Origin of the sequence: Mucilaginibacter sp. L3T2-6 (assembly GCF_030519355.1) — a bacterium.
GTDB lineage: Bacteria > Bacteroidota > Bacteroidia > Sphingobacteriales > Sphingobacteriaceae > Mucilaginibacter.
This window is the reverse complement of record NZ_JAUMKC010000029.1, coordinates 21,032-41,787: the sequence shown is the minus strand read 5'-3', so window position 1 is coordinate 41,787 and position 20,756 is coordinate 21,032. Positions and strand designations below refer to the sequence as shown.

The 20,756-nt window shown below is 44.5% G+C and carries 12 protein-coding genes and 1 tRNA gene; 4 read left to right on the top strand and 9 right to left on the bottom strand.

Annotation, left to right across the window (positions count from 1 at the left end):
- Positions 1-66 precede the first annotated feature (66 nt).
- The 5 genes from Q3W13_RS23300 to Q3W13_RS23280 all read right to left on the bottom strand — a co-directional run bounded on the left by Q3W13_RS23300 (position 67) and on the right by Q3W13_RS23280 (position 11,334).
- Positions 67-2,502, bottom strand: coding sequence for an ABC transporter permease (locus tag Q3W13_RS23300; RefSeq protein ID WP_302868123.1), 2,436 nt, complete (start codon positions 2,500-2,502; stop codon positions 67-69).
- 74 nt (positions 2,503-2,576) lie between these two features.
- The gene (locus Q3W13_RS23295) at positions 2,577-4,994 is read right to left on the bottom strand and encodes an ABC transporter permease (RefSeq protein WP_302868122.1); all 2,418 of its coding nucleotides are present in this window, start codon (positions 4,992-4,994) and stop codon (positions 2,577-2,579) included.
- Positions 4,995-5,288: 294 nt separating this feature from the next.
- Positions 5,289-6,326: a DUF4097 family beta strand repeat-containing protein gene (locus tag Q3W13_RS23290; RefSeq protein ID WP_302868120.1), complete on the bottom strand. Its 1,038-nt coding sequence runs from the start codon at positions 6,324-6,326 to the stop codon at positions 5,289-5,291.
- Positions 6,327-6,499: 173 nt separating this feature from the next.
- Positions 6,500-8,899, bottom strand: a complete 2,400-nt coding sequence (locus tag Q3W13_RS23285) for an ABC transporter permease (RefSeq protein ID WP_302868119.1) — start codon at positions 8,897-8,899, stop codon at positions 6,500-6,502.
- A 65-nt stretch (positions 8,900-8,964) separates the two neighbouring features.
- A complete protein-coding gene (locus tag Q3W13_RS23280; protein WP_302868117.1) occupies positions 8,965-11,334 on the bottom strand; it encodes an ABC transporter permease in 2,370 nt (789 codons plus the stop codon).
- 239 nt (positions 11,335-11,573) lie between these two features.
- Here Q3W13_RS23280 and Q3W13_RS23275 point away from each other — a divergent pair, with 239 nt between their 5' ends.
- The 3 genes from Q3W13_RS23275 to Q3W13_RS23265 all read left to right on the top strand — a co-directional run bounded on the left by Q3W13_RS23275 (position 11,574) and on the right by Q3W13_RS23265 (position 15,172).
- Positions 11,574-12,299: a YoaK family protein gene (locus Q3W13_RS23275; RefSeq protein WP_302868115.1), complete on the top strand. Its 726-nt coding sequence runs from the start codon at positions 11,574-11,576 to the stop codon at positions 12,297-12,299.
- Between the two features lie 370 nt (positions 12,300-12,669).
- Positions 12,670-13,875: a dipeptidase gene (locus tag Q3W13_RS23270; protein ID WP_302868114.1), complete on the top strand. Its 1,206-nt coding sequence runs from the start codon at positions 12,670-12,672 to the stop codon at positions 13,873-13,875.
- 10 nt (positions 13,876-13,885) lie between these two features.
- Positions 13,886-15,172 carry a metallophosphoesterase gene (locus Q3W13_RS23265; RefSeq protein ID WP_302868112.1) on the top strand — a complete coding sequence of 429 codons (1,287 nt, stop codon included), beginning with the start codon at positions 13,886-13,888 and terminating at the stop codon, positions 15,170-15,172.
- Positions 15,173-15,227: 55 nt separating this feature from the next.
- Here Q3W13_RS23265 and Q3W13_RS23260 read toward each other — a convergent pair whose 3' ends face one another.
- Positions 15,228-18,002, bottom strand: a complete 2,775-nt coding sequence (locus Q3W13_RS23260) for a sugar-binding domain-containing protein (protein WP_302868110.1) — start codon at positions 18,000-18,002, stop codon at positions 15,228-15,230.
- A gap of 592 nt (positions 18,003-18,594) precedes the next feature.
- Here Q3W13_RS23260 and Q3W13_RS23255 point away from each other — a divergent pair.
- Positions 18,595-18,681: transfer RNA gene (locus Q3W13_RS23255), tRNA-Ser, on the top strand.
- A 215-nt stretch (positions 18,682-18,896) separates the two neighbouring features.
- On the opposite strand, the gene Q3W13_RS23250 is transcribed toward Q3W13_RS23255, so the two are convergent.
- From Q3W13_RS23250 to Q3W13_RS23240, 3 genes are all read right to left on the bottom strand, one after another.
- A complete protein-coding gene (locus Q3W13_RS23250; RefSeq protein ID WP_302868108.1) occupies positions 18,897-19,232 on the bottom strand; it encodes a hypothetical protein in 336 nt (111 codons plus the stop codon).
- 353 nt (positions 19,233-19,585) lie between these two features.
- Positions 19,586-19,936, bottom strand: a complete 351-nt coding sequence (locus Q3W13_RS23245) for a hypothetical protein (RefSeq protein WP_302868106.1) — start codon at positions 19,934-19,936, stop codon at positions 19,586-19,588.
- 352 nt (positions 19,937-20,288) lie between these two features.
- Complete coding sequence (locus Q3W13_RS23240; protein ID WP_302868105.1) at positions 20,289-20,753, bottom strand: hypothetical protein; 465 nt, start codon at positions 20,751-20,753, stop codon at positions 20,289-20,291.
- Positions 20,754-20,756 lie beyond the last annotated feature (3 nt).

Here is a 20,756-nt window from a genome sequence, read left to right as displayed (position 1 = left end):
AGTCAATTATTTTTTTTGGTCGTGGTTTATAGCTAATAGCCGTTGATTTCTCTGAACTGCAAACAGCTACTCACTTCTAAGGCTCTTAACCGGGTTCATCAACGCTGCTTTTATCGACTGGAAGCTTATGGTTATAAACGCGATTATTAAAGCCGATACGCCCGCCATTAACAGCACCCAAATACTTACATTAATCCGGAAGGCAAAACCTGCCAGGAACCATTTATTCATCGCCCAGGCCGCAAGCGGGAGACCAATAAGTGCTGAAATAATCACCAGTATCATAAAATCCTTAGACAGCTCTCTTACAATCTGCGGAACGCTGGCGCCCAATACTTTACGTACGCCGATTTCTTTAATGCGCTGGGTAATTGTAAATGCCGACAGGCCGAATAAGCCCAGGCAAGCTATAAAGATGGCAATGCATGAAAATATGGTAAACAGGCTGCCCTGCTGCTGTTCGCTGTTATACAACTGGCCGAATTTATCGTCCAGGAAACTATAATCAAAAGGCGACTCCGGCAGATATTTTCGCCAGGTATCTTGTATGGCCTGTATGGCGGCCCTGGGGTCCCTGCCGTCAATCTTTATAGATATTTTGCCGTAATAGCTGCTTTTGGCGGGTGGCAATGCGAACAGAAGCGGTATGATCTTTTGATGTAATGATTCGAAATGGAAGTCTTTTACCACACCAATGATCTTACCTTTAACATCCCCGTACTGCAGATCCCGGCCGAGTGCATTTTGATTTGTCCAGCCAAATTGCCTTACCGCCTCTTCGTTGATGATAAAGTTGTTGGTGTCGGTAGAAAACTCTTTAGCAAAATTACGGCCCGATGCCAGCTGCATACCATAAGTAGGGATGAAGCCATAGTCGGTGGTAATGTATTTCAGATCAATTTTTATGGCCTGTGATGCGCCACCGTTAATTAACTGGGCGTTCTGATCATCCAGCAACCGGCCGGATGGTATGCGGGATGACCGGCCTACGTCTTTTATAAAGGCATTCTTCTTTAAGTCGTCTTTAAACCCTTCAAATTGCGGCGTCAGTCTGTTTACATAGTCCATGGTGACAATATGGTCTTTGTTAAAGCCGAGAGCCTTGGTTTGTATATATTGCAGCTGCTGAAAAACTACAGTGGTAGCTACTATAAGTATGATAGATATAGAAAACTGCAGCACAACCAGAACTTTTCTGAATGACAGCCCGCCCTGCCCTGCTTTTACTATGCCTTTAAGTACCCTCACCGGTAAAAACGAGGACATGAATATAGCCGGATATATGCCGCTGATGATGCCAATGATAAATGGCAGCAATAAAATGGGCGCGAAAACATACCACTGCAGCAGGCTTTGGATAGACAGGTGCTGCGATGCCATGTTGTTAACCAGTGGTATGCACGCTGCGGTAATACCTGCCGCCAGCACCAGCGCCATATAGGTGATCAGCACTGATTCACTTAAGAATTGAAAAATGATCTCCTTACGCTGCGCGCCGATCACCTTGCGTATACCGATCTCCTTTGCCCTTAATGCAGAACGGGCGGTCGACAGATTCATGTAATTGATGCAGGCTATCAGCAAAATAAACAGGGCAATTGCCGAGAATATATAAACACGGCTGATATCGCCATTTTCTTCGTACTCATCGTCCAGGTGCGACCGCAAATGAATGTCGGTTAACTTTTGAAAGGTAAGCGATGTAACCTGGTGTGTTTTTAAATTGCCCGGCATTCCGTTCAGGTGAACATATTTATCCAGAAAATCAGGCAGCTGCGCCTTAACATGCTCAACGTTATAATCCTTTGGAAAAAGCAGGAATGTATAAAATGAGTTATTCCCAAAATTGGTTTGCAACTGTTTTTCGCCGTAAATGGCTGTGTCTTTTAATGTATTGAAGGACATCAATATTTCCGGATGCATGTGCGAGTTAGCAGGAAATGACTTATAAATGCCGGTTACCTTAAAATCATGGCCGATATTATCCAGCCGGATGCCTTTGTTAATCGGGTCTTCATCGCCAAAATATTTTTTAGCCATCGCCTCTGACAGCATTATGCTGTAAGGATCAAGCAGGCCGTTTTTCCTGTCGCCTTTAACAACCGGCACGTCAAAAAAAGTAAAGAAATTCTCATCGGCAAAAGCAGCGCCTTTTTCATTAAAAAGCTTGTCTTTATATTTTAAGGCGGTGGTTCCGTTAGGCAGTACGCGGGTTATTTTTTGTATGTCCGGAAATGCATTTTGCAGCAGCGGCCCGAAAGGCGGCGCCACAGCGCTCAGATGCAGGTTTTCCACACCAGGCGCCGTGTAAAAAATGCGCGTAACACGATAGATGTCGTTGGCCTTGCTATTGAACTTATCGTAGCTGCGCTCATTGATAATATAGGCCAAGATCAGCAGGCAGCAGCTGAGCCCTACTGTAAGGCCGAATATATTAATGAAAGAGATAAACGGATGCCTTTTGATATTTCTCAAGGCGCTCCTGAGATAATTTTTAATCATTGTATTGGTTCATTAATTCAATTGTTCACTTTTTCAATGCTTCTTCCCGAGCTCTGGTCTCTAACCTCTGCTGCCTACTCACTCCGCAGGCTCTTAACCGGGTTTGCCAGCGATGCCTTTACCGATTGAAAACTGATAGTGATAGCGGCAACCAACAAGGCTATGCCGCCTGCCAGCACAAACACCCACCATTGTATTTCTATACGGTAAGCAAAATCCTGCAGCCATTTGTTCATTGCAAACCATGTCAGCGGGAATGCTACCAGTGCTGCGATCAAAATCAGCCTTAAAAACTCTTTCGAAATCATTAGCGTGATACCTGCCGGACTGGCGCCAAGCACCTTGCGGATGCCGATTTCTTTAACGCGCTGCCTTATCATAAATGCCGCCAGGCCAAATAAGCCCAGGCTGGCAATAATTACGGCTATTACCGCAAACGATGTGAAGATATGGCTGGTACGCTGCTCAGTGCTGTAAAGCGATGCAAACTGCTGATCTAAAAACGAATAGCTGAAAGGGGCTTCCGGATGAAACGAAGCCCATTTGCTGCTGATATTATCAACTAATTGGTGAACGTCAGCCGTTTTGACCCTCACGATAACAGAGCCCGCGCTATTATTCGCCGGCAACATCATCAGCGGCGCAATTTTTTGCTTGGCAGAGGTATAATTAAAATCCTTTACCACGCCAACTACGGTGTAATGCCTTTGGCCTGAACGGATGATGGTCTTCCCTATTGGATCTGTATTCCGGAAGCCAAGATCACGTACGGCTGCTTCGTTAATGATTATTGAAACTGAGTCGGCGTTACCTTCCGGGTAGAAGTTACGGCCCCTGGCAATTTGCATGCCCATGGTGGGGATATACGAACTTTCAATCCAGTAAATATTTATCGGGAGCTGTTTACCCCCTGCGGGGATATCAGACGCATAAACTTCAGTTCCGCCCATACGCTTATAGCCCGGTATATTGTCTGAGATAGTGGCATTTACCACGCGGCTATCCGTTAACAGTTGCTGCTTAAACGCTGAAATATTACTGCCTAATGTATTGGCATCATTTATAACCAGTACCTGGTCTTTATTGTAACCAAGCTTTTTGTCCTGCATAAAATGCAATTGCTGGTAAACAACAAACGTTGCGATGATCAATGCAGTGGATATGGAGAATTGCAATACAATAAGGCTGCTGCGCAATCTGCCCCTGCCTGCAGAAGGCGCCGTTCCGTTTCCTTTTAAAACAGATAATATCTTAAACGATGACAGGAAAAATGCAGGATAAATGCCGGCAACTATCCCAACAAATAAAATCAATAAAGCCTCTGCTATAACAGTAGCAGAACTAAAGAAAAAGCCAATGGTGATATTTTTGCCGGCGAGGTTATTGAAATATGGCAACAGCAGGTAGATAAATCCAAGCGCGAACAACATAGCAATGGCTGTCAGTATTACCGATTCGGTTAAAAATTGTGATACCAGCGCATTCTTTTCTGAGCCAAGTACTTTACGAATGCCTATTTCTTTTGACCGTTTGGTAGAACTTGCAGTAGAAAGATTAGTAAAGTTAATGCAGGCCAGCAGCAAAATAAACAAAGCAAGCGCACCGAAAATGTAGATATAATGAATGTCGCCGTTGGCCTCAAACTCATATTTGGTAGCAGAATGCAAGTGAATGTCTTTCAACGGTTCCAGGAAGAAAACAAAAGAATTCACGGTTTTTTGCGCTTCGGCGAGGCTAATGCCCATATCGTTTTGAACTTCCGGCACCACGTGTTCAGCCACCAGGCCTTTAAAACCAGCCTCCAGTTTTTTAATGTCAGTATTGGGCCGAACAGAGATATATGTATAATAGCCGATATTGCTCCAGGTCATTTTCCTGGTTGGTGAAATATAGGTGGACGAGCTTATAATAGCATCTGCATGAAAATGGGAGTTTTCAGGGAACCGCTCAATGATACCGGTCACTTTAAGCGGTTTTCCATCTACGGTTATTATTTTATTTAAGGAAGATGCGCCGCCAAAATATTTCTTCTCGAAATCCCGGGTTAGTACGATGGCGTTGGGTTCAGTCAATGCATTCCCATTGTCACCATCTGCCAGCGGGATAGAAAACATATTGAAAAAAGAGGCGTCGGCATCAATAATTTTTTCCTCTTTAAATTTGGTATTGTTGTATTTAACGAAAACCGGGCCTCGGCTCTCAATTCGCGTCACATCAGTAACTTCCGGAAACGCGTTTTTTATGCCTGGGCCAACCGCTATATCCACGTTGGGGAAATCTGCAGACGCATCGCCGCTGTTTGAATGCAGTTCGACACGGTAAATTTGATCAGCATTTGCCGGATAAGTATCATAAGTCAGCTCTTTATATAAATAGGCGCTGATCAACATGCAGCAGGTTAAACCCACAGAAAGGCCGAAAACGTTGATAAACGAGAATATTTTATTTCTTTTCAGGTTACGTAAAGCTGTTATAATAAAATTCTTAATCATAGACTGTTAACATTAGTTGGATTGAGCCCTGCAGCTAAATACCTGGCAGGATATGAGTAGCCTCTGTTATCTGGCTTAAAAGGCGTACCAATTATACAATATACTGTATATCAATAAATTAACAATTATTTACTACAGGAACTGTATCAGAACCGTACACTATGTGTGTCGACTGCGAACAGTTTCGTAGGTTGTGCGGCACATAAATGCAAAAATGACGGCTATGTCACAAAAAAACGGCCCCGATGACGCTTTTAGCACACCGGGGCCGTTTACATGAAACTATTTAACCTATTAATTAAAGCTGAGGTTAAGGCTGTCGCTGGCATCAACCTTTACAGGCACACCACCGCCATTTATGGTACCTTTAACGCGGTCTTTTTCCCATTCACCGCTAAACTTATTAAGCGTAACTTTACTGATCCGGCTCGCTGACAGGTCGAGGTTCATGCCCTGTCCGTCAGGCAGCTTCAAATCAACATGGCCACCGCTTGATTCCAGCTTAACATATTTCCCCAGTTTTGTCACTTCAACATGCATGCTGCCACCGCTGGTAGAGGCATCAAGGCTGCAAGCCATGTTTGAAAGATTGACGCTGCCGCCGGACGTACCGGTAACCAGCTCGCCTTCAATATCACGGCCATTAATACTGCCGCCGCTGGTTTCAGCGTGAATAGTACCCTTCAGGGCCTCCATGCGTACTGAACCACCTGATGTACCGAGCTTAATATTTCCCTGGCAATTTGTAGCCCGTACAGAACCTCCGCTGGTTTCAAGGCTGATATTATCTTTAGAGTCGGCTACTTCGATGCTGCCGCCTGATGTACCACCTTTAATTACACCGGTAAGACCTGCAACATGCAAACTGCCGCCGCTCGTTTCAAACTCTTCGTGACCATTCAGATTACTGAGATGGATGCTCCCGCCACTCGTGTTTAAGTGTGTATCAACATCCCTGCCGGTGTAAACTTTAAAAGAGATATTCAGCTGCCTTCTCCAGTTGAAATTAAAACCTTCATGCTTGCGTTTAGCGGTTGCATGTAATTCGTGGTTGCTTACCGAAACATCAAGGATGTAATCTGCGGCAAGGCGTTTTTCAATTTCTTCTTTGGATAATTCCTGGCCGTTGTTGCCATTAACGTAAATCTCGACACGTGGCGATTCGCCGCCGCCGCTAACCGTAATACTTCCGCCGGAGGTTTTTACAAATACATTTTTTATAGCGTCGCCTGATAACGATTTGGTTTGATAAGGAGTTTTATCCCAGTTGCTTTGGGCCGAAGCTACTGTGCCTGCACATGCAAGCGCCAATACTAAAAGGTAAGTTTTCATCGCTCTAAGTTTATTTACGTAATAGACTACATTTCTTCCGGGGACGTTGCATCTGTACGAAAAAAGTTTTTAGTGGCAATGGGGAGCAGCAGTTAAAAAACATGATTATTTGTTAAACAGGAAAGGTGAGCACCAGTAAAAACTGCTACCCACCACTGCTACCGCTGCTTTTCTTATTCCGACTTAAGGCTCTTAACCGGGTTGGTCAATGCTGCTTTAATAGCCTGTATGCTAACGGTTATGCCTGCAACAATTAACGAAGCGGCGCCGGCTGCAATAAATATCCACCAATGAATATTTACGCGATACGCAAAATCCTGCAGCCATGAATGAGCCATATACCATGCTATGGGTGATGCTATAATGGTAGCGATAACAACAAGCGCTAAAAAGTCTTTTGAAATCAGCAATACTATGTTTGATACCGTTGCGCCAAGCACTTTGCGAATGCCAATTTCCTTTGTACGCTGCAACACAGCATAAGCGGTAACTGCAAACAGGCCCAGGCAGGCCAGCAATATGGCTAATCCTGAAAATGTGGTGAATACTCCTGCGGTACGTTGTTCGCTGCGATAAAGCGCGTCATAGTCATCATCCAGGAATTTGTAGGAGAACGGCCTTTCGGGCACGCGGTTTTTCCATATTTGCTCAATCCCGGCTATTGCCTGTGCAGTGTTATTGCTATTTATCCGTACCAATAACTTTTGAGTCTGGAATTTGTCAAGAAAAATCAGCAGCGGGCCGATCGGCTCATGAAACGACTTAAAATTGAAGTCTTTTACCACTGCCTTAATTCTGCCGGGCGCACCTTTTGAAATTTCCTTACCAATAGCCTGCTCGGGTGTCCAACCCATATCGTGGGCGGCGGTCTCGTTCAGCATAAACGTATAGCGGAAATTTTTACCGCCATCAGTGGTGTCTATCTGCGCTACATCGGTTTGGCTAAAATCGCTGCCTGCAACAATTTTCAGCTGCATGGTTTTTATAAAATCCTCATCCATCGGTAAGGCGTTTACAGATATAGCTTTACCGTCGGCGCTTGTTATACCGTCACCCCATTGAACGTTAACAGGCTCGTTATTTGCAGCTGCAACGCCAGATACGCCGGGGATATTTTTAATCTCGTTCTTTAACCCTTCAACTTTCGGCAGCATCTTCCAATTTATGGGCAAAACCACCACATTGCTTTTGTTGTAGCCGATATCCTTATTACGAATGTATGATAGCTGCTGCAATATCACTACTGTCGTAATAATCAGGAAAATTGAAATTACAAACTGGAAAACCATCAGCGATTTACGTACACCCTGGCCTGATGTAAACGAAAATCCTGACTTCAATATTTTGACAAGTTTGATACCAGACAGCAGCAATGCCGGGTAAGCGCCGGCCGCAAAACCGATACCCAAACCCAATATAATCAGGCTGCCAAGTATAACCGGATCTAAAATAGCGGCATACGTAAACGCCTTGCCTGCGATATTGTTGAAATACGGCAGCACTGCGAATGCCAACCCAATGGCTAATAAAACACCCAACCCTGTAACTAAAACCGATTCACCGATAAATTGCCTGAAAAGCTGCCCCTTGCCTGCTCCCATTACCTTCCGTATACCGATTTCGGCGCTGCGCCCGGCAGATTGTGCGATAGAAAGATTAACATAATTGACCCCGGCAATAACGAGTATGAGCGCCGCTACAATAATCAATATATAAATATATGTCATGCTGCCATTTGGCTCGAAGGCATCGGGTAAATTGGAGTGCAGGTGCACGCTGGTGAGCGGCTCCAGGTGATACGTAAGGTACTGGCTGCCGGTCATTTTGAGCTCATTGCGGCTTATAGTGCTCATATAACCTGCAATTTGTTTTTGCAGAGACTGGGCTTGCTCCTTATTTTCCAGCAGCAGGTAAGTGATATAGTTGGCCTCCCACCACTTTTCAGTAGCTGCTGCAGGCAAACCTTTAAACGACAATATAAAGTCGAACTGTATCTGCGAATTAGTAGGCGCGTCAGCAGCGATGGCTGAAACCGTATAATTTTTATCGGATATCTTTAAGGTTTTGCCAATCGCTTCCGCATCGCCGAAGTATCTCCTGGCGGTGCTTTCAGTTAAAATAATTTTATCGGTTGAATTTAAAGACTGCCCATCGCCCTTGATCAGCTTATATGAAAAAATGTTAAAAAAGGAAGGATCGGCATACAGCAAGGCGGTCTCTTCAAAATTCTGATTATCGTAACTGACTACTGCGCCACGTTTTTCAATCCGTACATAATCCTGCACTGCCGGAAAGGTACGTTTAAACTGCGGCCCGACCTTCGTACCTGTGACCGCTATTTTCTGCGGCGCTCCACCCTGGCCATAATCCATCGTCACTCTCACTATCCTGTCGGCATTTTCATTAAAACGATCGTAGCTCAGTTCGCTTTTAATATAAATACCAATCAACAGGCAGCTTACAATACCAACCGTTAATCCGGTAATATTTACAAAAGCGTAAAGCCTGTTCTTCTTAAGATTTCTCCAGGCGATTTTAAAATAGTTTCTTAACATGATTTTGTCGTTGGTCATTCGTCACCGGTCATTAGAAGGGGTGACTTTCACCCCATGACTAACAACCAGTAACTAATCACAATTTATTCTCCCCGCAGGCTCTTTACGGGGTTGGTTAACGCAGCCTTTATGGCCTGGAAACTCACCGTTGCTATTGCTATTAAGACGGTAATGGCCGCCGTCATCACAAACACCCAGATACTGATAGGCACGCGGTACGAATAATTGCTAAGCCACTTATGCATTGAGTACCACGAAATAGGTGCAGCTATTGCAAACGAGATCATTACCAGTATCAAAAAGTCCTTCGATAACATGGTGGTCACACCCATAACAGACGCGCCTAAAACCTTGCGGATGCCAATCTCTCTCAGCCTGTTTTGAGCCATGTAGGCAGCCAAACCAAACAAGCCAAGGCATGAAATAACAATAGTAAGCCCGGCAAATAAGCTGGCGAGGGTGCCTATCCGTTGTTCTGCTCCAAACTTTTGGGCATAAGCCTGGTCAACAAAATTATATTCGAATGGATAATCAGGATTATATCTTTTAAATACCGCTTCAGCGCGTTTCAGGTTATCTGCTGTTGTATGCGCATTATTCATCCTGAAATGAATCACATTGAACCATGATTTAGGCCCTTGTATGATCATGTGCTTAACAGGCTCATAAGGCGACTGAAGGATAAAGTCCTTAACTACCCCAACCACGTGCAGTTGGCGGGCATCTTTACCCTCGCCATTGGTTACTATTTCACCAACCGGATCTTTGAGGCCCATTATTTTTACCGAAGCCTCATTCAGTAAAATGGCTGTGGAGTCTGTAGGGTATATTTTCGGGTCGATATCGCGGCCCTGGATAATCTTGAGCCCCATGGTTTTCACCAGGTCGCCATCGGTATTAAATATATTGAAGTCGATTTTATTTTTTGGAGGCGCTCCTTTCCACATAAATCCCCAGCTATCGCTCCAGCCTTCTGTAATAGGCGCGCTGGTTTTTGTAACAGCCGCAGCAGCGCCGCCGCTTATCAGGTCGTTTTTTATAGCTTCGTAGTTCTTTTCAACGTTGCCTGTCATAAATACATATACAAGGTTATCTTTTTTATAGCCTGTATCCCTGTCTTGCGCATATTGCAGTTGTTCGCGGATGATAATGGTACATATTATCAACACAGTGGCAAACAAAAACTGAACAACTACCAGGACTTTGCGTGGGGTTACCAGTGCATTGGCTGCTTTAAAGGTGCCTTTCAGCACACTTACAGGTTTAAATGATGAAAGATACAATGCGGGATAGCTGCCGGATATTACCCCGGTTAATATTATAAATCCGAGGAAAAACGCCCAAAAAACCGGGTTGCTGTACGGAACGGTTAATTGCGCATCAACCAGCTTATCATAAGCCGGCAGGCTAAGCTGTACGATTACAAGCGCAATGATACCCGATATCAATGCGATCAAAATCGATTCGCCTAAAAATTGGGAAATCAATGAATTACGCAGGGCGCCGACAACTTTGCGGATACCCACTTCGCGCGCACGTTTCTCACTACGGGCTGTGCTCAGGTTCATAAAGTTGATACAGGCTATAAGGAGGATGAATGCTGCTATGATGGAAAATATCTTCACTTTTTCTATAGCGCCGCCAACTAACTTGCCATTTTCCGGCTTCGAATACAGGTGCCATTTTGCAATCGGATGTATAAACTGGTCAATGTCTTTGGTATCCGAGTGGTCTTTGGTAACATGCAATATTGCGGCATTCGCTTGTGCTTCGGTCACGCCCTTTCTCAACATCACGTAGGTCTGGATAGAGTTGTTGCCCCAGTAATCGTCGTCCTGTTTTATCTTTTTCAGGTATTCCCAGGGCATTAGGTATTCAAATTTAAAGCGGGTGTTAGGCGGCAAATCTTTCATCAGGCCGGTAACGGTAAAATAAGCGTTACTGTCTACCTTTATAGTTTTACCCATCGGGTCAGCATCGCCAAAAAGCTTTTTCGACATCTTTTCGGTTATAACAATGTCATGAACCTCATTCAATGCCGTTTTGGGGTTCCCCTTAATTAACGGGAAACTAAACATGGTCAGGAAATCCGGGTCAGTACAATTGCCGGAAATATTCAGTCGCTTCTCTCCTACTGTGAATAAAAAGGTATTATTCCATGTTACCCTGGCTACCTGCTCAAACTGCGAATATTCCTTTTTCAGGGTTTTGCCCATTACTTTTGGGGTAGTATTCCAGCACCAAAGCTTGCCATCAAAAACCGAGCGGTTGTAAACGGTATACAACCTGTCTTCATTTTTATGGAAACGGTCAAAACTCAGTTCATTATTAATCCACAGCAATATCAATGCAGAGCTGGCCATACCGATAGCCAGGCCGATAATATTGATAAAAGAAAACGCTTTGTGCTTAAGCAGGTTTCTCCATGTGATCTTAAGGTAATTTCTTAGCATTGTCGAAAAAATTAGGATTTCTTATTTGTGATACAAGACTCTTAAAATTGCAAATACGTTGCACTCAATTTATTTTTTTATTTCAACATTGCAGGCAACATTTAAATTTATTATTTATTCCTGCAAAGGTCCTCACCCGGATAGGGGATATATTGGGTGTCAGCAGTTCTGTCGGACCGCCTCCCGCGAGTGTTGCCCGCAGCTTCTGTAGAATTATTTATTTTTACTGCAATATTATCATGTTAAGGCACCAGGGCAATAAGCGTACTTTCAGGCACAATGTAAAACTGGCCTCTCTTTTAGGGGTTACAGCCGGTTTTGTTAATGCAGCCGGGTTCCTGGCTTTTGCTGTGCTTACTACTAATGTAACCGGCCATGCCGCACTTTTTGCCGAACGCCTGGCCGTTAAGGACTGGGCCAATGCGGCCATAGTGGCCTTATGGATGCTGCTGTTCCTCGCAGGCGCCGTCACTTCCAGCTTACTTGTATCCGTTATCGGACGAAATCACCGTTATGCCTACGTGGCCCCGCTGCTCATGGAGCTTATGATATTGCTGATACTAGCTTCCGGGGGCAATGAATACCACGGCGGGCTTCTCCAAAAAGCTTTCTTTGCAGGCAGTCTGCTTTTCGGAATGGGTATGCAGAATGCGCTGGTGTCGCTGGTGTCGGGTTCTGTCGTCCGTACTACTCACCTTACCGGAACCTTTACCGACCTCGGTATTGAGATTGCTCAACTCTTTCGCAGGGAAGAAACCGAGCGTGCGGTACTGAAACCCCGCATCCGGCTCCGCCTGGTTATCATTTTTTGTTTTATGGGTGGCGCGCTGCTGGGTGGTTACCTGTTTCGCCTGCTCCGGTACAGGGCTTTTATTATCCCTGCCGCAGTAGTCGCCTACGCCCTGGTTTACGACATTTTGCGCGTGCGCGTTAAGCGGTATTACCGCAGGCATGTACAGCATTGAGGTCCTGCTTTCAAAAGGCCTGTCTTCAGCGGAGATATTTTTCCATAGCAGACAAATATTATTTAAAAATATTTTTCGATTTCAAAAAACACTTCTTAAATTTATCATAGCATCTGTATATTAATACATTACGATAGCTATGGTAGAAGACCCAGCTGCTCCCTAATCAGATGGGGTTTAAAAAATCAGTATAAATAATATTGCACATACTACAGGTCAAAGCAGTGCACTAAAGCTTATTTCATAAAGGTTTAGTGTCATCAGTTTTATGATGTGTTTGTTTGTGCGGCCTGACCTCAGAGGCTTAACCACTTAAGAATCGTTGGGCAGGAACTGGCATTAAAACATCAGCACACCTAAATTTTTACACATGACCCCGATATTCGATATTCACTGCCATCCATCGCTGAAAGTTTATTTGTGCGATGCAGATTTTTCCGCTGCCCATAAACCTCAAGACGATTTTGTCCCCGGTACTATGCATTATGATCTGCCCGGAATGCGGGAAGGCAATGTAAAGGTAATCATCTCGTACCAGTACGTACCTGAACAGGGATTGAAGCACATGCCAAAAACAGCATGGCTTTTTAAATTACTTGAGGGGATACACTTGTCGTATGCCGAAAAATTTGAACGTAACGACGAGGTAACCAATGTTTTTGAGCAGGCTATGGGCGGTATACGCGCCATGGATAAAAAGGTAGCCGACGCTCCGCCGGAATTTAATGCGGTGATACCTAAAAACCTCGCAGATTTTGACACTGCCCTAAGCGCCGGAAAGACCATTATTTTGCATGCACTGGAAGGCGCGCACCAAATTGGCCGCAACCTGGGCGGTGTACAAGCATATCTTGACAACCTGGCTGCCTATAAAGCAGCAGGTGTATGCGTTATAACGCTCGGTCATTTCTTTCCGAACGAGGTTACTGATTCGGGCGGCGGAATTCCGCCGGGCGAAGCGAAATTTCTTGGCTATAATCTTATAAGCGGCAATCCGCCCGGGCTTACTCCCGAAGTTGGCGAGGCCGTGATCAATTGGTGCCAGGATAATGGGATGATCATCGACCTTGTTCATTCGTCTGAGTTGACACGCAACCGCGTCTACGAGATACTGGATGCACGGAATGAAGCCGGACAGGTTACCCGCCCGGTTATTTTTTCGCACACCGGCGTTCGCATAATGGTAGACCCGTACATGTTGAGCGACAGCGATCACCTGATACTGCCTTCCCTTGACGAAGTTTTGCGGATACACAAATACGGTGGTACGCTTGGCATGATCCTGATGAATTACTGGCAAAACGGCGACGAACAGCAGGATACGCTGCTTGTACACGATAAAGGGCTCAAAAATGTGGTTGCCACCATGAAATGGATAAGAGAAGCTACCGGGGATGTAAAAATCATATCTATCGGTACCGATCTGGATGGCTTTACTACGGTGCCTTCAGACATTCCGCATATTGCTTTTATCGACCGGTTAAGACAGGCGATGGCAGACGATTTTTCGGCGCAAGAAATAGAGGATATATGTTTCAATAACGCATTAAGGGTATTAAGGGCCGGTTGGTCATAATAAGATCTGTATGAAAGACAAAAGCGAACTGCTGGACCTGGGCCACAGCCCGATCACCAGCCAATGGAAGGCGTTAGAAGCCTCTGGCGAAGATGTGCCGGCTATCTATCACGATGGAGAATTAATCAGCGAGAACGTATGGAGCTGGGTGCTTAAAACCATCGGGGCGCCTTTTACTGCGCCGTTCGCGCCTTATCCTACTTATGATGATCCGGCCAATAACGGAATTTTTAAGATACAAAGTGAAACGGAAAACACTGCTACCATTGGTATTCTTGCCGACTGGGCAAGCAACACCAAAGAGTCGCAGCTTATTGCACAACAGGTGGGGACAGAGAACGATTATAATATACACCTGGGAGACACCTACTTTATAGGTAAGCACGATGAAATTGCCGCCAACTTTTTCCCGGAAAACCAGGGCAGCTGGCCTTACGGTAAGTCGGGCAGCTTTGCATTGGCCGGCAACCATGAAATGTATTCAAGCGGGAAAAGTTTTTATACGGAGCTTTTGCCAAGGATGGGAACCTCCGGCCAAACGCAGAAGGCTGGTTTCTTCTGCCTTGAGAACGATTACTGGCGCATAATTGGCCTGGATACAGGCTACGAGTCATTGCTGCCGCCCCTGCACCTTGCCCCTAACCCGGCGCTGGACATCACCCCGGAACAGAAACACTGGCTGCAGGACGTTGTACAACTGAATGCGGATAAGCGCGGCATTATACTGCTGAGTCACCACCAATGTTTCTCAGCATTCGAAGCGGAATTTCCCGGACCGATGAACTCGATTTCGACCCTTATGAACCCCGGCAGAGACCTGATCTGGCTTTGGGGGCACGAGCATTGGTTTTCGGTTTACGGCGCCAACAAAATGCATAACGGGGCCAATGTTTTCGCCCGCTGTGTTGGTAACAGTGGCATGCCGGTAGAGTTATATGTACAGGGAGGGATTAAACGGCCCAAGAACAATATGCCGCATAGCCCCGAAAACCGGAACCTGGTAATTTACGACCAGCGTCAGCGTGAGGTAATCAACGGCAATATACCGCTCGGCCACAACGGTTACGTAATAGCGGCATTAAACGGCGCCAATCTTACGCTTAGCTATTACGACGATAATGGCGGCGGCGGCGCAGGCCGGAAACTGCTGGAAGAAAAATGGACGATAGATACAGGCACAGGCAAGCTTACCGCTCAATCAATTTACGATTTTACGGCTAACGGCATCAACACCGCTGCCCAGCAGTTAAGTCCATTTATCGGCGCGGAGTTAAAAGATGCGATAACAGCGATTTAAGAAGCAAGTGCTCTTAGGTAAATCGCAATTACGCCGGCCAAACTATTTATTGATATCAATCGGCTGTATTATACAAAGCTCTGATCCTGCTTAATTCAATGGTTGTTTTGGGCTTAAACCCATCGCTTTTCATATAATTTTCAAGACTGTAAGCCAGTTGCTTTGCTTCCGGCCTGGCCGCCATATTTGTCAGCAGGTCAATACCGGTAACCATCAGTTTACCTTGTCCAACCCTGCACTCAAACAATAACGAAAGCGATCTGGCCTTCACCCAATCATCAATAACACGGACAATAGGGTTTAACCCCTCCGCTACGCTGTCGAGCATGATTGGGCTGCTATGCGTCATTGCGTCCCACCATTGGTAATCAGAATAACCTTTCGTCGGGAAGTATTTAAATGCAGAATGGCGGGGATCGCACAAAATACCGAGTGTCTCCGGCGCCTGCCCGTGTGTCCAGGCCGTATTCCAGAAAATACTGGAGAACCCGATAGCTATGTTTCCTCCATATTCATCTTTCAAACTCCCTTTTTTTAGGGTCAACAACACTTTTGCTCCCTTGTTCAGTTGCGCAGCAATATCATCTGTCAGCCTGTCGGTTATAATAATCTCTGATTCAGATTGTTTAACATCCCGGGGATAAACAAAGAACTGCCAGTTATTGGCATACCTGCCAACATTAACGGTAAGCGTCAATTCCGAGGGTTCGGTAACACTTTTCAGATCGGCTTTTATTATGCCGAGCGAAATACCGTTCCCTTCAGCAATATTACTTTTGCCGAATTGGCCTGAAAAGATGGCCTTCCCTGTTGCATCTGTGATGACCCAGTTTGGACAAACTCCTTTTAGCACATGCTCTGAAAATTGAGAAACCTCCACCGGAACATTCAGTACGTCATCGTTAAAATATGTCATCTTCGGGAAACGGGCCAAAGGCACCACGTCATTGCAAAACCGGCTATACGTTGCGGCTGTAATATATGATTTGGGCTGATAAAAGGCATTAAGTACGCCCACCAATGCCGTTCCCTGGCCGGGGAAATCTTCGAGGCCCAATAATTGGAAGCCGCCAAAGCCTTTTGTCCGCAGCGCAGCCTCTATATCAGCCTTGTAACAAAGTATTTGCAATTTACCCGAGGAATTCAAGAATTGTGCTTCATAACCACTTAACCCGTTTGCTGCAAGCTGATCACGAAATATTTCAAAATTATGGGCTTTAAAAACGCCTTTGTATTTGCTGATTTCTTTAAAATCAGGGTACACGCACCATTGGCCAATCTCGTGGCTAACCGTAGGATGCTGCCACTTTGAAATAATTGCCGACCAATCATAATCTGTAGAAGGCTTTTGCGCGTTAATGATGCTATTGATCCCTTCTCCCCAATGCTGAATGCGCGGGTCGGGCGTACTGTTGTAATCAGCTTCGGCAATAATAGGCCACCCCGAACCGCTTGTATATAAATGCCTGGGGTCTTTTGCTTGCCAGTATTTTACAAAGCTGGTCAGGTACCTGGTCATATTTTTGCCTGCGGGCTCATTTCCATAATCCATTAAACAAAAGGATGGGTGATTTCCATATGCTTCGACGATTTTTTTACTTTCCCGCCAGATGTATTTATCCAGCGGTGCGCTATCACCAATAACAGCACCCTGGTTGGCCCATGATGAGCATTCTACCTGGAAATAAAAGCCCAGTTTGTCGCCGGCTTCAAATGCGGCCTCAGGCGGGCACCAGGAGTGAAAACGGATATGATTTAAACCGAATGCTTTACAAGTCCGCAAAATTTGCAGCCAGGAGAACAGATCCGTTGGCGGATATCCGGTTAATGGGAACGCAGCGCAATCAAGTGTACCGCGCAACATAGTTGGGTGGCCGTTAATCCGGAACTGTGTGCCTTCGGAACTGAATTTACGCATACCAAAATGAACTAACCGTACGTCCCTCCCTGCATCGGAAGCCAGGCTGATCCGCATTGTATACAAATTAGGGTGATGTTCGCTCCATAGCTCCGGATGGGCGCCCATCGGGTATATAACATCGATGGTATCTGACAGGGGCCCCGCGCTATTTTTAGTTACAACGGGTAAAGCAACTTTACTTTGTGCCGAAACTGCCTGAAGCGTAAGCCTTGCTTTTTTTCCGCTTTGCCGGTTATGTTCAAGAACCACCCGGGCTAAAACTTGTTTCCTGTCAATATCCGGGTATAACTGAACATCTTTAATAAAGCATACAGGTTTCGCTGCCAGATATATCCGGCCAACCATTCCGTTCCAATTACCCTGTGTGTGATCGCTTATGCTGTGCGAGTTTTGCCCCACATTAATTTCATTAATCCTGTTATCTACGCGTATTGAAAGCCTGTGCCAACCGGCGGACAGCCCTTTTAACACGACGTATTGATGCGGTGTGCCCAGGCTATTTTCCGTCCCGATTAACTTATCATCAATATAAACAGCGGTTGTCCAATGAGCCCGTTCGATAAAAAGCTCAACAGCTTTGCGCTGCCATGCCGCAGGAATACTTACATCAACCTGGTACCATGCAACGCCCTTGTAGTATTTTTCGGGTTGCAGCCAAAAAGGTACTTTAATGTGTCCGGGCTGCCGATACCTGGCGTATTCCGGTTTCCGGAACCATGATGAATCTTCAATACCACCCGTCCACGGCGTGTTGACCGTAATTTCATCGCCTAAATGGTTGCTCACCATCGAACCCGGTAAACTAATGGTACCTGTAAGGCGTTTTTTATACCAGGTCTCCCGAACCCCGGCGTCTTCCGGGTCTGTCTGAAACCGCCATTTGCCCCTAAGGTCAATGGTGTCGCTCACTTTTATTCTTGTTGCTGCGGCAGATTCAAGACACCCCGATAAAAGGATGAAAAGGCTCAAAATCAAGACCGGGTTAAATCGATGTCTGAGCATCGCGGTTATTCGTTTTATCATAACTAAGGCAACGATAACAAGTTTAATAATAAGTTTTCATGACGCAGATACTCATTCGCTGGCTGTAAGCATTTGGTTTCGGCATTGTGTGTATGACTGACAAATTCAGCAGGTCAGAAATAATCGGCGTGATGAAATTACAGCGTATTACAAATAATCAAAATGGACTTTTATTGGAAAAAGATGGATTTTATTATCATTAAAAGTTGCCGGGACCTACAACGAAAATGTTGTAAATTGACAAAAGCCGGAAGCATCTCACCGGCAAACTACAAAAATCAACGCAAGAAGATATGTTCGAGGACTTTTTTTATCAGGATTTTTGTTAAAAAAAGTTAACGTTCTTAATATATCCCCAACATTCCCAACCGCTTACAACAAATACAATAATTTTTTTTGTCAGCTTACCCTAATTGCTATATTTGCAATCCCGAAAAAAGGGGAACATATTGAAACGAGGTTCGATTGGAACCCGCCCGGTGAGGTGCCTGAGAGGCCGAAAGGATCAGTTTGCTAAACTGACGTACGGGAAACTGTACCGAGGGTTCGAATCCCTCCCTCACCGCTGAAAAGATAATCAAATCGTTCAAGAGGCCGTCTCAAAAGTGAGGCGGCCTCTTGTTATTTAAGGCTAATTTTAGTGACTTAAGGACATGGGAGGCAAGGTAGTCTTTAAGGAATATAATCCTCGCCAGTTACGTTCTTACCGTACAATCTGGAGGAGTTGGTACCTTTTTGGCCAGCCCCAGTACTAAATTACGGACAGCTAGTATATTAACCTTATTTTTCTGGTATGACTAGCTTTGTAGGTAATTTCTCTAATTCAACCATTTCTGTATAGGGCTTAGATGTTGGTAATCCCCAAAGATTCTGTTTTAAAGTCAATTTACTATCGACTGATTTCAGTCTAAATTCTATATATTCTTCCATATTAGAAAAGCCTTTAGGTATCGTTATCGAGTCTTTATCGTCCCAAATAGAAAAATAATATTTAGGACAGCCGTCTTTATAGACCAGCCACTCTCCGTATGCCATATCGCTTAATGAATAACGATGCATTTTACCCTTAAGTGTGATAAATGGGGTTACAAAAAGGCTTAGTTTTATCTTCTCCATGTCAATGAAATAAAAGGCCCCTTGTTAATGTACCAAAATTACTAAATTGTACGACATTTGTACCCGAGGCTCTTAAAGAGTTATATATTATCCCGTCATAGCCTGCCGCCCTAAATCCACGGGACATTAATCTAGGAGCATACTTTACTCCAAAATTCATGATTGGGCTAGTGGCATTAAAGAAATTAGCCCCTTCGGAAGTGAATTTAATTGTATTAACAGCCTTGGCACCATGGTACGATAATTCAGCAACTGAAGTAGTCACATCAGTCGACGGGCAAACTACTTGCATAGCATCCGAAGTCACAGACGTTCGAACAGCGCGTAGAATAAAATACGGACAGCACAGGACTTCATAGCATATTGTGTTTACGCAAATATTCCGCGTCCCAAAGATGGTATAATTTCAAGGCATCTTTAATAATCTTCATAAGATCTTGATCGTAAAAAGCTAACTTTTTGTTCTTATAAAGCAGTTTTTTAACAAAAAATCTATCGGTTCGGAGATAGTATGTTTTGGTAACATAGAAAGTAAAAACAGGCTGCCCGGGCTCATCGACATATTCAAAACCAATATTTCCCCAAAATTCTTTTTCATCAATCGTAAAATCAACGATTAATCCCTCGTTATCACGGACGGGCATTGTTAGTTTCCATCCTAGGGGGTTAAGCATAACGCTCATTTTCTGCTCTAAAGCAGTCATCTTATTTCTTATATCGATAAACTCTTCATCAGTGATATTATTATATACATTATAATATAACATATTTAACTTTAATTTAATTTAAATCCTCCAATTACGGGAAACGGTTGAAAAATTATCGCTTCTCTGCCCCCTCCCGGTTGACCGTATTCGCCCTTACCTTTGAATACACTCCAGGTCCGCTAGAGCTCTTTGATTGCAGGATAAACGATTCAAAAGTAAAAATACCTAATTGCGGCGAAAGACATTCGAACAGCGATCCGAATAAACTACTGACAGCAAGGGAAGCTTATAGATCTTATAGTGTCACCAACGGTTTTGATCCACTACCCTACCCATCACGCGGCTGGCTCTAATTGCAAATATTCATATCCTTCTCCGGCGCGCCATATGGGTCAAGCGTACAAATATTCACCGTACTACTTCCATCCTTGTATGTAGTCTTAAGCTTATTATCGCTGTTCATATTAACCTCTACAAATTTTGGTTCCCCTAATGCAGGATCATAAAAGCCGGCTGAGATTGTCGCAATGCCATTTTTTATTTTTAATCCACATAAGTTATTGTAAATGTAGATTTGTTCAGTATTTGAATAATCTAATTTGATACAAATCAAATAATAATTTTTCCCGGCATATTTGTAGATTTTTCTGCCGATGATTCCCCCTTTGAATCTAATTTTTCCAATCAACACTAATTGCTTATGATATCTTTCATCTTGTTGAGCGGATTGCTGCTGCGAGGTAATGATAACATAGATAATGTATAAACAAAAAAAGACTATAAGAAAAATAATGGGCCGTATTTTGACTTTCATTGT